Below are 17,042 nucleotides of genomic sequence, written 5' to 3' on the forward strand. Positions count from 1 at the left end.
AGGCTATACACTCACAGAACACTCAATAATTTCGTTTATATTAGCCGACCTAACGTTAAAACTAACCATAATGAGAATCATCAAAACAACCTTATTATCCCTATTTTTGATTAGTTCTATGTACGCACAAGAAAATGTTACATATCAAAAACCATCACAAGAAATTCTAGAATTAGCTGACTTCGAAAGAGCTCCTGCTATCTCTATGGACAACAAAATGGAATATATGCTTCTAAGCTATAGAAGTACATATAAGACATTGATGGATTTGAATGTAAACGAAATGAGACTTGCTGGTTTACGTATCGATGTAAACACAAATATTTCAAGCACAGCAACTTATATTACTAACCTAAAGGTTAGAAAAATAAAAGATACTCAAGAAATACAAGTAAAAGGATTACCTGCTAATCCTAGAATTACTAATATTACTTGGTCTCCTGATCAATCAAAATTAGCATTCACTAACACTGCTGAAAACGGTGTAGAGCTTTGGATCTTAGACGTAAAGACTGCTCAAGCAACTAAGCTAACTGAAGCAAATTTAAATGCGAATATCGGCAACCCTATTACTTGGTTTAAGGATAGTCAATCTTTATTGATTAATCAGATCCCTGCTAATAGGCCTGCATTAATCGATACTTCTAAAAATTTACCAACAGGTCCTATTGTATCTGTGAGTGAAGGTGTTGTTTCTCAAAACAGAACATACCAAGATTTATTAAAGAATAAAACTGACGAAGCTAACTTCGAAACTTTAGTTACTTCTGAATTGTATAAAATAGACCTTAAAGGGAATAAAACACTTTTCAAAAAAGGAGATTTATTTGTTGGTTCTAGTTTCTCTCCTGATGGAGAATACTTAATGGTTACTACATTACAGAAACCATTCTCTTACTTAGTATCACTAAACCGTTTTCCTATGAAAACTGTAGTTTATGACAAAGCAGGTAACTTAGTAAAAGAAGTAAATGATATTCCCTTAAATGAAATCATGCCTAAAGGATTTATGGCAACTCGTGAAGGAAAGAGAAATATGGGATGGAGAGCTGATAAAGCCGCTACTCTTTATTATGTAGAAGCTTTAGATGGTGGTGATCCTGCGAAAGATGTACCTTTCAGAGATGAAGTGTTTACTTGGGATGCCCCATTTAATAACGCACCTAAATCTATTGTTAAATTATCTCAACGTTATGGTGGAATCACTTGGGGAGATGATAACTTAGCTTTAGTAGGCGATCAGTGGTATGATACTAGAAATACTAGAACATTCATTATTGATCCATCTAAATTTAATGACGCTCCTGTAAAAATAGAAGACAGAAACTCACAAGACGTATACAGTGATCCAGGTACATTCGAATTAAAAAGAAATGAATTTGACCGTTATGTATTAGCTAAAGAAAATAATAAACTTTTCTTAATCGGACAAGGTTATACAGCTAAAGGACAATTCCCTTTCATCGATGAGTTCGATTTAAAAACATTAAAAACAAAAAGATTGTACCAGTCTAATTACACAGATAAAAAAGAGACTATTCAATCTATAGAAGATGTTAAGAAAGGATTAGTATTAGTATCTATTCAATCAGCTACTGAATATCCTAACTACTACTTCAGAAATATCAATAAGAAGAATGACTTAAAAGCAATCACTTCATTTAAAAACCCTTTTAGCTCTTTAAACGGAGTACACAAAGAGGTAATTAAATATAAGAGAGAAGATGGTTTAGAATTATCAGGTACTTTGTATTTACCTGCTGGATATGATATCAAAGCTAAGAAAGAGAAATTACCTCTATTAATCTGGGCTTACCCTGCTGAGTACAAAGACAAAAATAGTGCTGCGCAAGTAACACATAACCCTAATGAGTTTACATTCCCTTCTTATGGATCATTTATCTACTGGGTGACGAAAGGATACGCGGTATTAGATGATGCTGCATTCCCTATCGTAGGAGAAGGTAAAGAAGAGCCGAATGATACTTATGTAGAACAATTAGTGGCAAATGGTAAAGCAGCTATTGATGCTGTAGATGCATTAGGATATATCGATAGAAAGAGAGTAGCTGTAGGAGGACACTCTTACGGAGCGTTTATGACAGCTAATTTACTTACTCATTCAGACTTATTTGCAGCAGGTATTGCACGTAGTGGAGCTTACAACAGAACATTAACTCCATTTGGTTTCCAAACAGAACAAAGAAACTATTGGGAAGTTCCTGAAGTATACAATACAATGTCTCCATTTATGAATGCTAGTAAAATGAAGACTCCAATGTTATTAGTACATGGTGAAGCTGATAATAACCCTGGAACATTTACATTACAAACAGAGCGTTACTTCCAAGCTTTAAAAGGATTAGGTGCGCCAGTTAGAATGGTTATCCTTCCTAAAGAAAGTCATGGATATGCTGCTAAAGAAAATATCTTCCACCTATTATGGGAACAAGATCAATTCTTAGAAAAAAATGTAAAAAACAAAAAATAGTATATTTTAAAAGCTCAGCAATTGCTGAGCTTTTTTCGTTTATATATACAACAAAAAAACGCCGCTTAATTAAAGTGGCGTTTTTTATTATTGAAATTTCTTCAATGCTAGTTTAATCTTAGTCCCTTTTTCGATATTAAAAGGATGGTCAAAGAATACTACTCTATCCTCATTAAAGAAAGTTTTTATCATATAACCATCTCCCTTAAAATAAGCATCAAGCACCTCTACCTCTATTTGGCCCTTTTGTTTTGAGAGCATTAATTGATGAGGATAAATTAGCAATAATTCGTCTTCTTCAAAAGAATTTGTAAAGTCTGAAATATATAACTCATTAACTTCTCCAAATAAAGATGCTACATATTTATTCAATGGAAACTCATATACATCTTTGGTTTCCCCCATATCCACTAACTCGCCATCTTTTAGTACAATTGTCTCATCAGCAAAACTCAATGCATCAATACTATCATGAGTAGCCACTATACACGTAATTCCTTTTTCTTTTAAATAAGCAAATAGATTACGTCTAAGCAGACTTCTTCTCGAATAATCAATATGACTAAATGGTTCATCTAATAATAGAATCTCTGGCTCTAATGCAAGTACACGAGCTATAGCAACACGTTGTTGTTGTCCACCACTTAAATGTTTTACTTTTACATCTGCATAGTCATCTAAGTCTACTAATGTCAAAAGCTCTTTTATACGATGCTCTTTCTCTTCCATATAAAAGTTAGAAAGATACTTACCTATATTTTCTTTTACAGAAGTAAAAGGCATTAAATCGAAATCTTGAGCTAGGTATCTCATTTCATCTATTCCAGGAACCAAATGATATGCAGGCCCTAAAACTTGCTTATTATTCCAGTGAATTTCTCCTTGATCTAGATCCTGTAAACCATAAATCAATTTTAACAGAGTACTCTTGCCACATCCACTTTCTCCCAACAGAGCAACATGCTGTCCTTTTTCGACAACCAAGCTAAGGTTATTAATAACTGTTTTTTCTTCTAAGTAACTAAATGATATATTTTTAAGTAAAAGCATTTCTATTTTTTATGAAAAACAAATATAATAATATCCCTTTAAGCACTATATAATATTAACTTTTAATAATAAAAAAGGGAACCACTATTGGGTTCCCTTATATACTGTTTTCAATACATATTACTTAGCAGCTAAATAACGCTCAGCATCTAATGCTGCAATACATCCTGAACCTGCAGCTGTAATAGCTTGTCTGTAATCTTTATCTTGTACATCTCCACAAGCAAAAACTCCTTCAACATTCGTTTTACTAGTCTTCCCTTGAGTGATTAAGTATCCTGTCTCATCCATCTCTAATTCTTCTTTAAAGATGTCTGTATTAGGCTTATGACCAATAGCTACGAAGAAACCTGTAGCTTCAATGTCTTTCTCTTCACCAGTGATATTATTTTTCACACGAACACCTGTTACTACATTACCATCACCTAATACATCTACAGTAGACGTATTCATCAAGATTTCGATGTTTTCAGTATTACGCACACGTTCCTCCATAATACGAGATGAACGGAACTTATCACTACGCACTAGCATAGTAACCTTTTTACATAATTTAGATAAGTAATGAGCCTCCTCACAAGCTGAATCTCCAGCTCCTACGATTACTACTTCTTGATTTCTATAGAAGAATCCATCACAAACTGCACATGCCGATACTCCTCCTCCTAAAGATAAATAGTGTTGCTCTGATGGTAATCCTAAGTACATCGCTGTAGCACCAGTAGAAATAATAACAGTATCAGCATGAATCTCAGTTGTTTCATTTACCCATACTTTCTTTACGTCTCCTTTTAGTTCAGCCTTCGTTACCCATCCATCACGGATATCAGCACCGAAGCGTTGTGCTTGTGCCTGTAATTGCATCATCATTTCAGGTCCTGTAACTCCTTCTGGATATCCAGGGAAGTTCTCTACTTCATTTGTTGTAGTTAATTGTCCTCCTGGTTGCATTCCTTGATAAAGTACAGGTGCCATATTAGCACGTGCCGCATATATTGCTGCTGTATAACCAGCAGGCCCAGAACCTATAATTAAACACTTTACTCTTTCTATATCAGACATAATGATTTGTTTTATTGTTAGTGTAACAAAAATAGTTTTTTTATCCTCGTTTCAAAACAACAAACAAGAGAAAAAACAAATAGTCAAATAATTTTTATTTATTCCTTTTTTTTCTTGCACACAAAAAAAATTATATTACCTTTGCACTCGCAATGACAGAATAAGTCTAGCGGGGTGTAGCGTAGCCCGGTCATCGCGCCTGCTTTGGGAGCAGGAGGTCGCAGGTTCGAATCCTGCCACCCCGACTTTTTCGGCATCAAAATGTGCCTAAATCCGTAAGTATCAATTACTTACGGATTTTTTTATTTTTAAATATATCATAATAATCCATTGTAAATCAATCTAAATGTGAGCTATTAGGTGAGCTATTTTTAAAAGGTAAATTAGCTCACCGAATCGAGTTTAACTAATTGTATTTCAATAAACTAAACACAATTTATTTTAGTTTAATTCAGTGCTTTTTGGTCTTGTTTGAGTACTATTCAGGTGAGTAGTTTATAAAAACCATATCAAAACAGTTCGGTTAACATTAAAATAGATTGATATGAAAACAAAAAACACATTTGGAATACACTTCATTATACGTGTTTCTAATTCAAACAAAACAGTCCCATCCCTTATATACGCTAGGGTTACAGTAAACGGGCAACGAACAGAAATTTCTTTAAAACTAAAAATATCCCCTACTTCTTGGGATAACATTAAAGGAAGAGCAAAAGGAAAAAGTGAGGACACGGTTCGAATCAACGCACATATTGAGCGAGTACGTTCCCTCATTACAGATGCCTATCATCAATTAGTTCAACAAAAAAGAGTTGTCTCTATTGGAGCTGTTAAAAACATCTTTCTTGGACATGATGATACAGAATCATCACTTTTAAAGCTTATAGACTATCACAGAGAGATAGCTACAAGTAAATTAGCTTATGGTACACTTAAGAACTACTTCTCTACGGAAAAGTACCTTAAAAGCTATTTACGTAAAGTACACAATCGAACTGACATCTATTTAAGCGAGATTAACTACAAATTTATCTTTGACTTTGAAAACTTCTTGAGAAGTTGTAAACCTATTCATAAGCATCAGCCACTGAACAACAATGGCATTATGAAGCATATTGAAAGGTTTAAAAAGTTAATCAACTTAGCTATCACCATGGAATGGATGGAGAAAGATCCCTTTACCAAATATAAACTTCAATTTGAGAAGACAGAAAGAGGACACCTAACTAAATCTGAACTTGAAATCCTTGTCAACAAGAATTTCGCTATTGAACGATTACAATCCGTTCTTGATATGTTTTTGTTTAGTTGTTATACTGGTTTAGCCTATATAGATATCTTTCACTTAGCACCACAAAACATAGCAAAAGGAAGTGATGGAAAAGATTGGATTATATCAAGTAGAGAGAAAACTAAAATACCTGTTAGGGTTCCTCTCTTACCTGAAGCCTTAGAGCTAATTGAAAAATACAAAGAGCATCCTGTGGCTTTTGCCAAAGGCAAACTATTTCCAGTTATTAGTAACCAGCGAATGAATGGTTACTTAAAAGAGATTGCTATTATCTGTGAAATAGATAAGAATCTATCTTTTCACTTAGCCAGACATACATTTGCCACAACCATTACACTAAACAATGGTGTACCTATTGAGTCAGTGAGTAAGATGCTTGGGCATACGGCTATTAAAACAACTCAAATCTATGCGAAGGTATTAGAACATAAACTGGGTGAAGATATGGACAACTTAAGAGAAAGAAGACTTATTCAGGAAAATCACAAATACAACTTTGAAGAGTCAAATTAAACCTCTCAAAGACAACAGAACTAAACCAGTACATACAAATTGTTATTTAGGGTTAGAACTAAGCTTGTAGCAGCTTAAAACAAATCAGAACTAACCCTAAATACTATTAATTATGAAAGTAGAATTTATTACAAAAGAAGACCTTGAGATTTTTAAACAAGAGATTATTACTGAGATAAGAAGGTATAGTCCTTTTAATAGAAAGAAAGATCAAGAAATAAAACAATGGATTAAAAGCTATGAGGTAAGAAAGCTTCTTGGTATTTCTCCTGGTACCTTACAAAATATGAGAATAAATGGTACGATACCATTTAAGAAGATTGGTGGCTTGATGTTTTATAGGTACGAAGATATTTTAAAGATGATGGAGAGTGAATAAAATAAAACACCCCAACTATCGTGTGGTAGTTGGGGTGTTTTTATTTTATTGGAAAAAGAGGGATATCCCCCCTACTCCGTATGTCTTATAAATAGTAACTTTCAGGTTTTTGTATTATTGCATGCCATGAAATAGCTGAGCTTTTAAATCGATGATTTTTAGTGCATTAATCGATTTTCAAAAATTAATATTATTTCTAATAAAATCAATAGAATTATAGTTAATTAATCAATTGTGATAAAATGAATCATTAGTATCCTGATATTCCATTCACAAAAGTATCAACGAATCCCATAATCTTTCCTAAAATACGATCTCCTGTTTCTTTAAACTTCAAAACACTAGGCTTCCCATCTTTTCTTAAGCTAAGCAAATCGTCTCGCAAAGGTTCTCTTTCAGAGAATAAATAGTTTTCAATTAGTTTTTCTGTTTGATCTCTGTATAAATTTTCTGTCTGAACTAATTTAACCAATGCTGATTCCTGTTCCTTAACCCAGAATTTATCGAACTCTTCAGTGATATTATCCGTATCTTCAATTAAGGGTAAATTTTCTTGAATAAACTTCTCTATTAATTCTCGTTTACTTCGAAGAGATACTTCTGTATTTAATAAATTAGAAATCTCTTTTTCAATAGTTTCTTTATCCTTATCTGTTTGTTTTGATTTGAATGTAATTAATAATTGTAAGATATAATTTACATTAATTGTATCTCTTCTTATAAGTTCAAGTTCAAAATCAATATCATTTAGAATTGAAGTTTTCTCTGGTGTAGAATTATCAGAACCTAATTTATCTTTTAAATCTAAATACTTACTAGTATAATCAGCAAATATTTGTTCTTCTAAATCTAAATCTTCCCAATTAAACTCAGTAAAATGAGTCATCTTCTTATGAAGTCTTATAAGAGCACGAAATGCTAAGATAAATTTCAACTTTTCATCCTCAGAATATAGTCCGTCTACAGCATCAACTATCGGAACAAGCTCTAATAGTTTTTCTGTAGCCTCATTAAATTTATCAACATATTTCTCATAAGGTTCAACTATAATCTCATCAATAGCTTCTTTATTACTAAATAAAGCAATTGCTTGATCTGTCTTCTCCTTCAAATTGCGGAAGCATACTATATTCCCTTGTGTCTTATTCTTATCTAAAATTCTATTTGTACGACTAAAGGCTTGAATAAGACCATGATACTGTAAATTCTTATCTACATATAATGTATTTAAATATTTGCTATCAAATCCGGTTAAAAACATATTGGCAACCAAAAGAATATCTGTTTCATTTTGCTTAGATTTCTTTGCCACAGCATTGTAATAGTTATAGAAACCTTCTGTATCCTTTATATTGTGTTTCTCTTCAAACTGATTATTAAAATCGTCGACATATAACTCAAGCAATTCTCTTCGATGAGGAACATAATTGCTCTGATATTCAAGAGGTGATTCAGCAGCCATATTTAGCTGATTTACAACTTGCTCTTCCATCTCATCTTCATTTTGAGCAAAACTAAATATAGTAGCAATCTTTAAATCGTGTTCTCCATCCTGTTTCTTTCTTTTAAAAATCTCATAATATTGGATAACTGCGTCAATATCCTGTACACACATCATCGCACAGAACTTTTTATTTTGTGTTTTTTGATTGTGATATTGCACAATATAATCTACAATAGCTTCTTTACGCTCAGGAGCTTCATAAACTTCAGCTTCATTAATTTGCTCTATTTGTAAATCAATGATATGATCCTTCTTCTTAAATGTTTGAATGTACTCAACCGAAAACTTCAAGACATTCTCATCGCGTATTGCATCAGTAATAACATACTTATGCAAACAGTTTCCAAAAAGACTTGCTGTTGTTTTCTCTCCATTAGCATTCTCAGCTAATATTGGGGTTCCTGTAAAACCAAATAATTGAATATTAGTAAAATATTGTACTATATTTTTATGGGTATCACCAAATTGAGAGCGATGACATTCATCAAAAATAAAAACCATACGCATGTCCTTTATGGATTTCATCTTTGATACGTTTCTACCAGATATAGCATTATTTAATTTCTGAATAGTAGTTACAATAATACTAACATTCGGATCAATAAACTTCTTAATCAAATCGTCTGTATTGGTCGCTGAACTAACTGATCCCTTACTAAACTTATCATATTCTTGATTAGTTTGATAATCTAAATCCTTTCGGTCTACAACAAACACAACTTTTCTAATAGCAGGTATATTAGATAGAATTTGACTCGCTTTAAAACTTGTCAATGTTTTTCCACTACCTGTAGTATGCCAGATATATCCATTCTTTTCAATATTATAACCATTGAGCACCTCATTTTCTGTTACTTTTTTAATAATACTCTCCACAGCATAATACTGATAGGGACGAAGAACCATTAAACGTTTATCTGTCTCATTAAGAACAATGTATTTACAAATCATCTTACTCACATGACAAGGTTCTAAGAATCGATCCGTAAAACCGTTTAAAATATTATTTAAAGGATTATTAAGCTCGTCTGTCCAATGAAAAGTCTGTAAAAACTCTGGTGTATGAGTTCCAAAATTACTGTAATACTTTGTATTAATCCCGTTACTTATTACAAACAATTGTACATATTGAAACAAAGCTTTTCCTGAACCATAGCTATGCTTTTGGTAACGGTTAATTTGATTGAAAGCTTCTTTTAATTCAAGTCCTCTTCTTTTTAATTCAATTTGTACCAGAGGAAGACCATTAATTAAAAGTGTAACATCGTAGCGATTTACATATTTTCCTTCTTGCGTAATCTGATTTGTTACTTGGTATTCATTCTGACACCAATGCTCAACATTTAGAAATTCAAAATATAGATTATCTCCGTTATCTCTAATAATATGGTGCTTTTTCTCTCGTAAAGTTTTTGCTTTTTCAAAGACAGATCCTTTGTTAAGTATATTTAGTACTTTCTCGAATTCGCTATCACTAAATTCAATTCGATTATGCTTTTCTAATTGTATTTTTAAATTAGCCAGCAACTCTGCTTCATTGGCAATAGAAACATATTTATATCCCATCTTTTGCAATTGGATTACCAATTGCTCTTCTAAAAACTGTTCAGACTGCTTACTCAAAATAATTATGAATTAGGAGTTAAAAAGGTGAATATTTGATTTGTAAACAAATTTAACAAAATATATATACTCCCACTCATTTCTCCTAATTCATAGTGATAATAATTTTACCTTAATGTCTTAAACATTTGTTCAATTGCCTTTTTTTTCTGCTCCATATTAGGATGAACATATAAATTTAAGGTTGTACTAATATTAGAATGACCTAAAAGCACACTAACTGTTTTATAATCACAATTACTCTCAATACAACGAGTCGCAAAGCTATGTCTTAATCCATGAAATTTTAATTCAGGCATATCTAATTCATTCATCAGTTTTTTATAATAGCTACGATACGTTCTAGGCTCTGTAGGTTTAGCATCATTAGTTAGTACAAAAAAAGTAGGGTTGACTATTTTTTTAAACGGCTTTAATATTCTTAATAAATCCTTACTAATTGGGATATCACGAATGGAATTTTTTGTCTTTGGTGTGTCTAAAATTAACTCAGTTCTTCTGACACCATTCTCTATCAAATAAATTCTTTGAATAGTTCTATTAATACTTATAACACCATTATCAGTATCTATATCTTCCCAAGTAAGGGCACAAACTTCTCCTATACGGATCCCTGCGCTTAAACAGATATAAACTCCTAAATTCTTAAATGTAAAATGATCTTGTATGTAGTTCATTATCTTTTTTTGTTCAGCACGACTAAGTACTTCTAAATTTTGCTTTTCTCTTTCTGTTGGGAACTGTATATCAAAAGACGTATAACTCAACCACTTATTCTTAGCTCCAAACTTCAATACCATCTTTAAGACAATCAAAATATCTTTAATTGTTTTATGACTCAATCCTCCTTCTAATTTTTGAAGTACAAAACTTTGTACATCTGCTTCTTCAATTTCATATTGTTCTCCAAAAATGGGTAATAAGTGATTTTCAATCAAAAGAGTATAAGCTGAAAAACTTGATTTTTTCACATATTGCTGTTTGTCTATTTTCCATAGCTCAATTACTTCTGAAAGTTGTTTTTGTGTATTCATTCTGTATTTATATTTTAAAACGCCAAAGGAAAACAATTAAGGATATTTAATCCTAGTGATAGCTTAGGTTCTAAGGTTCCTAATTTGAGATTTCCTGGGTTTGAGGGAGAATGGGAAGTTAGGAAAATAGAATCTTTAGGAACATTTAGTGGAGGTGGTACTCCAGATACAAGTATAGATAGATTTTGGTCGGGAGATATTCCTTGGATATCAAGTTCGGATTTAATCGAAGGAGATATTCATAATATTATAAAATATAGATTTATCACTAAGGAAGCTATAGATAATTCTGCAACTAAGATTACTCCAAAAGGAAGTATTTTAATGGTTTCAAGAGTAGGTGTTGGAAAATTTGCAGTTGCAGACGAAAATTTATGTACAAGTCAAGATTTTACAAATTTAATAACTGATGAAAATGAATATTTTATTTGTTATTATTTTCAAGCTAAAATAAATGTATTCATCGGATTAAGTCAAGGAACTTCTATCAAGGGTTTTACCACAAAAGACATAAAGTCAGCAAAGTTTTCTATTCCGAAACTTTTAGAACAACAAAAAATTTCATCATTCTTGACTCTTATAGATAAACGTATCAACACCCAAAACAAAATAATTGAGGAGTTAGAACAGTTAATTAAAGGACTTTGTATTAATCTTATTCTAAAACAAGTGCCAAATACAAAATTAAATCAATGTGTTATATGTAATACTTCATCATTAACAGAATCAGAGGTTATTAATCAACAAGGAACTCATCCAGTTTATGGAGCTACAGGAATCATTACTTATACAGTAGACTATCAAATTGATAAAGATGCTATACTTATTATTAAAGATGGTTCTGGAGTTGGTAAAGTTCAATATGCTACGAATAAGTTCTCAGTTATAGGTACTTTAAATTATTTAACAATTAAGTCACAGGTAAACTTAAGGTATATTCTATATTCTTTAAAATTTTTCAATTTTGAGAAATATAAAGTTGGATCTGGTATTCCCCATATTTATTTTAAAGACTATGGTGAAGCCTTGATTTATTGTCCTTCTCTTGCAGAACAATATAAAATAGAAGGCTTATTATCATCTATTGATAAAAAGATAGAAATAGAGAAACAAAATTTAAATCAATTAAATTTACAGAAACAGTTTTTATTAAAAGAATTATTCATATAAGTAATTAAGGCAAGAAATATTGATTATACTTCTTGCCTTTTATATTAGATAAACATTTGTTGTAAAAAGTGTTTTTTCTGATTCTTTAGCCTTTCTAGGATATTCATTTCAACTGTTTTTTTAGATTCAATTGCACTTAATAAAGAAGATATTTTCTTTATTTCTTTTTCATCTATTGGTAAATAAAGCCTCTTTTTTAAAAAGCTTTGGTTTGTAATACTAATAGTATTCTTAGCGCCTTTCTGAATTATACTTTGTAGATAATTCTGTACATTTATAGGATTACTAAAATAAAAATGTAAAATATTTGCCATATAAAAGTTTTTTACTTTAAACACTCCATATAAAGGAGACACAGCTACTCGCTCTTTTATAAAACTCTGTTTGATAATACCATATGGAAACTCTCCTGTTGGACTTTTTGTATATACGATATCACCATAATGAACAACATTATAGTTCTTGGTATCTTTAGCAGCAAATGATCTTCCCAAGTATTCTATTTGATTAATCACTCCTTTACTTACTGATACTGAATGTACAGTATAATTATCTGTATTTAATTCTTTACGTTCTTCTAATACATCTTCTAGGGATTGTTCAGACCAATCTTTGTTATTTCTATTATGAAAAAGTTTTTGACAAAGTCCTTTAATTAAGGATTTAAGATCCTCTGTGGATACAATTAGTAGTAAAATTTTTAAACAAGAGATAAGTTTTAAAACTAATAAAAAAGAATCGTTTCCTATTTGGAATAAAACGGTACTTAGTAATCTATCAACAATAACAACAGGTTCATCAAATAGAGAAGACTCTATTTTAAATGGTAAGTATATTTTCTTTGATAGATCTCAAGATACTAGAACTAGTAATAAATATTTATTTAACAAGGAAGCTATAATAGTACCAGGAGAAGGACAAGAGTTTAAGCCAAAATACTATAATGGAAAATTTGACTTACATCAACGAACATATGCAATTTTTGATTTTAAAAATATTATAGGAAAATATTTGTTTTTTTATATGCTTAATAATAATCAACACCTTCAATCTCAAGCTGTAGGTTCTACTGTTAAATCGTTGAGATTACCAATGTTTTTATCCATGCCTATAAGTTTACCTTGTAAAGAAGAACAAGAAAAGATAGCATATTTTCTATCTTCTCTTAACACGAAAATAATAACTGAATATCAAATATTAAAACTTTTTAAAGATAAAAAGAGCTATTTACTAAGCAATTTATTTAAATAAATTGCTTAGTAAATAATTTTTCTGCTTAGTTAAAAGCACATTTTTTTGCGCTTCAATATCTTGTTTATTTTGAATTAATGTTAATAGATTAGCAATCTTATTTTGTTCATTTTCATTAGGAAGTATTAAAAATAGTTGTTCAACTTCTGATATATAATGACGTTTATGTTCACTTGAAGCTAATTTCAAAAAAGATAGATATTCAAATATGTATTTTAAGTTTATGTTATCTTTTGCAGTTAGAATCTTTATTGCTGAAGATTTTACTTTAAATGGAAAATCGACAAATTTTATAGCCATTGTAAAATCATCAAAAATTACACATTGCCCTTTACTATATATGTCGAAGTTCTCATTAGTATAGCCGAGTATAAAAGCCTTGTTTGCAGTTAATACTGGAGTTAACTCTGTGTCAGAAGAATAATCAGTATTTATCACAATATATTTAGAAGGTTGTTCGTAATTTAAAACTTCTTTAATTTGAACAGTATTATTTCCTTCTTGAGACATTTGTTTAAATAATAAATTTCGAAGTGTATCCCTTAAAGTTTCTAACTCCTCAATTATTTTGTTTTGGGTTTGGATTCGCTCATCAAGCAAAGCTAAAAATGAAGAAATTTTCTTTTGTTCATTTAGTTTAGGTAAATTCAATGACAATGTAGCTAATTGACTAGAATATAGATGTACTACTGAAACTCCTTGAGCTAAACTAGCTATTTTGAGCTTCTTTTTATTATTCAAATAATATGCTAAAAACACTCCATTATTATTTGTCTTAATTATATTTAAATCTCCACCTAAAGCAACTTTATCTTTCAAAACACAAGAAGCTGTTGCAATATCCTCTGCACTTTCTCCTGATGCAGGAATAATAACATCATTTACTTCACTGAATATGAGATCAGCTTCATTTACATTAGTCAAGGATTTTATCTCATTGATTATTTCCTTATAATGTGTATAGAGTTCCCCATATCTGATACATTCAATTTTTCCATTATCTTCTATATCAATTTTTGATATTCCTTTCCCTTTTGAAAATGTAGCTATTTCCCCTAGCTTCTTAGTCACCCATTCTCCCTCAAACTCAGGAAATCTCAAATTAGGAACCTTCTTATCTTTTAATCTTTTACTTGTCATTTTAGTCATTTAATTTTCGTTAGTAATAACATTAAGGATATAAAAAATTAAAAAACTAGTCCTAGTTCTTTGAAATAAACATCAATTTCCTTGTCTAATTCAGCACGTTTAGCTTCCAAAGACTTTATTTCCTTCATTACAGCATGTATATCGATCTCTTCTTCTTCTTCAAAAGTATCAACATACCTGGGGATATTTAGATTATAATCATTTTCTGCAACTTCTTCTAAAGTAGCTAAATGGCTATATTTTTCGATTACGGTCCTGTTGCGATAAGTATCTACAATTTTCTCAATATGTTCCTCACGCAACATGTTTTGGTTCTTTACCTTCTCAAAGTCTTTACTTGCATCGATAAATAAAATATGATTAGGATCCTCTTTACATTTCTTAAACACTAAAATACAAGTAGGGATACTTGTACCATAAAAGATATTAGCAGGAAGCCCGATAACTGCATCTAAGTAGTTTTTTTGCTCAATAAGATACTTACGAATATGTAATTCTGCTGCTCCTCTAAATAACACACCATGAGGTAAAACAATAGCCATCGTACCATTCTCAGCAAGGTGATAAATCATGTGCTGAACAAAAGCGAAATCAGCTTTACTTGCAGGAGCTAACTTACCATATTGACTAAAGCGATCGTCACTTAAAAATAATGGATTAGCACTCCAATTAGCTGAGAAAGGTGGATTTGCAACAATAGCCTCAAAAGGCATATCATTCAAATGTTGAGGATGCTCTAACGTATCTTCTTGTTTAATATCAAATTTTAAATAATGTACACCATGCAAGATCATATTCATCCTTGCAAGGTTATACGTTGTTCGGTTCATCTCTTGTCCATAAAAATTATTGACATCTTTCACTTCACGAGCAACACGTAACAATAAAGAACCAGATCCACAAGTAGGATCATATACAGATTTTAATCTATTCTTTCCTGTAGTAACGATCTTTGCCAGAATCTTAGAAACTTCCTGAGGAGTATAAAACTCTCCAGCTTTTTTACCAGCACCACTTGCAAATTGACCAATTAAATACTCATAAGCATCACCAAGAACATCCAATTCGGTATGTTCTAATTTAAAATCAATTTCATCTAAGTGAACTAAAACCTTTACAATAATTTCATTACGTGCTTCAGCCGTTTTACCAAGTTTAGTACTATTAAGATCCATATCTTCAAATAGGTTATCAAAGTCTTCCTCACTTTGAGTTCCCATAGTACTTAACTGAATATTCGTTAAAATTTTCTGTAAGTCTTCTAAGATAAAAGTGTTAGTACTTCCACTTCCTCTTTTTGCTATCTCACTAAAAAGCTCAGAAGGCTTTAAAAAGTAACCTAAGGTTTCCAAAGCTTCCTCTCTAATTGCATCAATATATTCTTTTCCTACAGCTGAATTTTCATCAATACTGCTAAACTCAATATTATCTTCTTGCAAAATGGAGTTCGCATAGATTTCCATTTTTTCTGCTAAATACTTGTAGAAAATAAATCCAAGAATATAATCTCGGAATTCATCTGCATTCATCTTTCCTCTCAACGTATTGGCAATATTCCAAAGCTGTTGTTCTAATATTTTCTTTTGTTCTTCTGACATTTTTTGAAATAACTTTTATTTAATTGAGGATATACAATCCTTAAAGTGGCACTAAAATAGTAAACTTTTACATCTAAAGTATAATATAAGGCAAAATATACTTCTTAGATTGTATATACTAAAAAAAGCCCTTAAAAAAAGGACTTTTTGATTTGTCAAATCTTTAAATAGTCTACTCTTTTTGATCTTAAAAGGTCTGAATTCTTCACTTTCAAAATCTGGCTCCTAACACCATTCTTTTCTTTGATGTCAATTAAAAGCACCTGTTTATCAGACAGCGTAAACTGATCTAATATAAAAACATTATCTTGTTTACTTTGACTATTGATTATTTGAGCATCGCTTAAGCTTCTAATTGGCTTTAAGCTCACTTCTTGAACTGTGGTTCGTTTAGTGGTTCTTCTATCCTTGATTTTAAAGCTTACATAGTCAACTTCATATGGTAAATTGCTCTTGTTGTTTATAGACAAGTGAAAGTAGAGCTTACCATCTTGGGTGTAGATACTCTTTAACCTTGCTTCTACTCCATAATTTTTGCTTTTAATGTTTAGCTCTTTCCTGTTCTTTTTGATGATTGCTTTCATAAAAAGATCAGCTAAGCTTGGACTGGTACTTCCTAAGTCTTTAAATAACACTTCGCTTTGCTCTTTATTTACTTGTTTTTCAAATTTGGTTAAGTCATAACTCAAGTGTATTGGCTGCTCTTTGTAGCTAGCACTGAAACTGTAGAACTTACCATTGTTTGTAATAACTGTAAAGTTTGTCGGTATTATGTCTTCTTTTGTAGTTTTTAAGCGAAGAACGTTGGAAGTAGCCTCTACTTTACTAGCTATAATTTCACTACTACCTAAATCCACATACTCAATACTTGGAGAATCCAGTGAAATTGACCACCTAATTCCGTTAAAAGTGACCATGTCATTC

The 17,042-nt window shown here is 31.1% G+C and carries 13 protein-coding genes and 1 tRNA gene; 6 read left to right on the plus strand and 8 right to left on the minus strand.

What is annotated here, in order from left to right; genetic code table 11:
• Window positions 1-70: 70 nt before the first annotated feature.
• Window positions 71-2,491: an alpha/beta hydrolase family protein gene (locus tag AABL85_RS07820; protein WP_341309714.1), complete on the plus strand. Its 2,421-nt coding sequence runs from the start codon at window positions 71-73 to the stop codon at window positions 2,489-2,491.
• A gap of 87 nt (window positions 2,492-2,578) precedes the next feature.
• Here AABL85_RS07820 and AABL85_RS07825 read toward each other — a convergent pair whose 3' ends face one another.
• Both AABL85_RS07825 and trxB read right to left on the minus strand, forming a co-directional pair.
• Complete coding sequence (locus tag AABL85_RS07825; protein ID WP_283839360.1) at window positions 2,579-3,541, minus strand: ABC transporter ATP-binding protein; 963 nt, start codon at window positions 3,539-3,541, stop codon at window positions 2,579-2,581.
• Between the two features lie 120 nt (window positions 3,542-3,661).
• The gene (trxB, locus tag AABL85_RS07830) at window positions 3,662-4,603 is read right to left on the minus strand and encodes a thioredoxin-disulfide reductase (RefSeq protein WP_131540671.1); all 942 of its coding nucleotides are present in this window, start codon (window positions 4,601-4,603) and stop codon (window positions 3,662-3,664) included.
• 170 nt (window positions 4,604-4,773) lie between these two features.
• Between trxB and AABL85_RS07835 the strand changes: the two genes are divergently transcribed.
• The 3 genes from AABL85_RS07835 to AABL85_RS07845 all read left to right on the plus strand — a co-directional run bounded on the left by AABL85_RS07835 (window position 4,774) and on the right by AABL85_RS07845 (window position 6,789).
• Window positions 4,774-4,848, plus strand: a tRNA-Pro gene (locus AABL85_RS07835).
• Window positions 4,849-5,147: 299 nt separating this feature from the next.
• Complete coding sequence (locus AABL85_RS07840) at window positions 5,148-6,410, plus strand: site-specific integrase (RefSeq protein WP_341309715.1); 1,263 nt, start codon at window positions 5,148-5,150, stop codon at window positions 6,408-6,410.
• 112 nt (window positions 6,411-6,522) lie between these two features.
• Window positions 6,523-6,789: a helix-turn-helix domain-containing protein gene (locus AABL85_RS07845; RefSeq protein WP_131540669.1), complete on the plus strand. Its 267-nt coding sequence runs from the start codon at window positions 6,523-6,525 to the stop codon at window positions 6,787-6,789.
• Between the two features lie 250 nt (window positions 6,790-7,039).
• Here the strand turns inward: AABL85_RS07845 and AABL85_RS07850 are convergent, their stop codons facing one another.
• Together AABL85_RS07850 and AABL85_RS07855 are read right to left on the minus strand one after the other, a co-directional pair.
• On the minus strand, window positions 7,040-9,916 hold the full coding sequence (locus AABL85_RS07850) for a type I restriction endonuclease subunit R (RefSeq protein ID WP_341309716.1): 2,877 nt from the start codon (window positions 9,914-9,916) through the stop codon (window positions 7,040-7,042).
• Window positions 9,917-10,023: 107 nt separating this feature from the next.
• Window positions 10,024-10,950 (minus strand): tyrosine-type recombinase/integrase, encoded by a 927-nt coding sequence (locus AABL85_RS07855; RefSeq protein ID WP_341309717.1) that lies wholly within the window; start codon window positions 10,948-10,950, stop codon window positions 10,024-10,026.
• 84 nt (window positions 10,951-11,034) lie between these two features.
• On the opposite strand from AABL85_RS07855, the gene AABL85_RS07860 reads away from it, so the two are divergent.
• Complete coding sequence (locus tag AABL85_RS07860) at window positions 11,035-12,120, plus strand: restriction endonuclease subunit S (protein WP_341309718.1); 1,086 nt, start codon at window positions 11,035-11,037, stop codon at window positions 12,118-12,120.
• Between the two features lie 44 nt (window positions 12,121-12,164).
• On the opposite strand, the gene AABL85_RS07865 is transcribed toward AABL85_RS07860, so the two are convergent.
• Window positions 12,165-12,614, minus strand: coding sequence for a hypothetical protein (locus AABL85_RS07865; RefSeq protein ID WP_198032307.1), 450 nt, complete (start codon window positions 12,612-12,614; stop codon window positions 12,165-12,167).
• Window positions 12,615-12,795: 181 nt separating this feature from the next.
• Between AABL85_RS07865 and AABL85_RS07870 the strand changes: the two genes are divergently transcribed.
• Entirely contained in the window at window positions 12,796-13,371 is a 576-nt protein-coding gene (locus tag AABL85_RS07870) for a restriction endonuclease subunit S (protein WP_341309719.1), read from the plus strand.
• On the opposite strand, the gene AABL85_RS07875 is transcribed toward AABL85_RS07870, so the two are convergent.
• From AABL85_RS07875 to traN, 3 genes are all read right to left on the minus strand, one after another.
• Window positions 13,360-14,511 (minus strand): restriction endonuclease subunit S, encoded by a 1,152-nt coding sequence (locus tag AABL85_RS07875; RefSeq protein WP_341309720.1) that lies wholly within the window; start codon window positions 14,509-14,511, stop codon window positions 13,360-13,362. The two genes, AABL85_RS07870 and AABL85_RS07875, sit on opposite strands and share 12 nt — an antisense overlap.
• A 47-nt stretch (window positions 14,512-14,558) precedes the next feature.
• Window positions 14,559-16,118, minus strand: coding sequence for a type I restriction-modification system subunit M (locus AABL85_RS07880; RefSeq protein WP_341309721.1), 1,560 nt, complete (start codon window positions 16,116-16,118; stop codon window positions 14,559-14,561).
• Between the two features lie 155 nt (window positions 16,119-16,273).
• On the minus strand, window positions 16,274-17,042 hold a 769-nt coding region (gene traN / locus AABL85_RS07885), incomplete at its 5' end, for a conjugative transposon protein TraN (RefSeq protein WP_341309722.1).

This window comes from Myroides odoratimimus, from assembly GCF_038039805.1.
Lineage (GTDB): Bacteria > Bacteroidota > Bacteroidia > Flavobacteriales > Flavobacteriaceae > Flavobacterium > Flavobacterium odoratimimum_B.

Bases quoted from the DNA above. Each gene is read 5' to 3' on its own strand.
- AABL85_RS07820 (WP_341309714.1), top strand. From the start codon at position 71: ATGAGAATCATCAAAACAACCTTATTATCCCTATTTTTGATTAGTTCT.
- AABL85_RS07825 (WP_283839360.1), bottom strand. From the start codon at position 3,541: ATGCTTTTACTTAAAAATATATCATTTAGTTACTTAGAAGAAAAAACA.
- trxB (WP_131540671.1), bottom strand. From the start codon at position 4,603: ATGTCTGATATAGAAAGAGTAAAGTGTTTAATTATAGGTTCTGGGCCT.
- AABL85_RS07840 (WP_341309715.1), top strand. From the start codon at position 5,148: ATGAAAACAAAAAACACATTTGGAATACACTTCATTATACGTGTTTCT.
- AABL85_RS07845 (WP_131540669.1), top strand. From the start codon at position 6,523: ATGAAAGTAGAATTTATTACAAAAGAAGACCTTGAGATTTTTAAACAA.
- AABL85_RS07855 (WP_341309717.1), bottom strand. From the start codon at position 10,950: ATGAATACACAAAAACAACTTTCAGAAGTAATTGAGCTATGGAAAATA.
- AABL85_RS07875 (WP_341309720.1), bottom strand. From the start codon at position 14,511: ATGACAAGTAAAAGATTAAAAGATAAGAAGGTTCCTAATTTGAGATTT.
- AABL85_RS07880 (WP_341309721.1), bottom strand. From the start codon at position 16,118: ATGTCAGAAGAACAAAAGAAAATATTAGAACAACAGCTTTGGAATATT.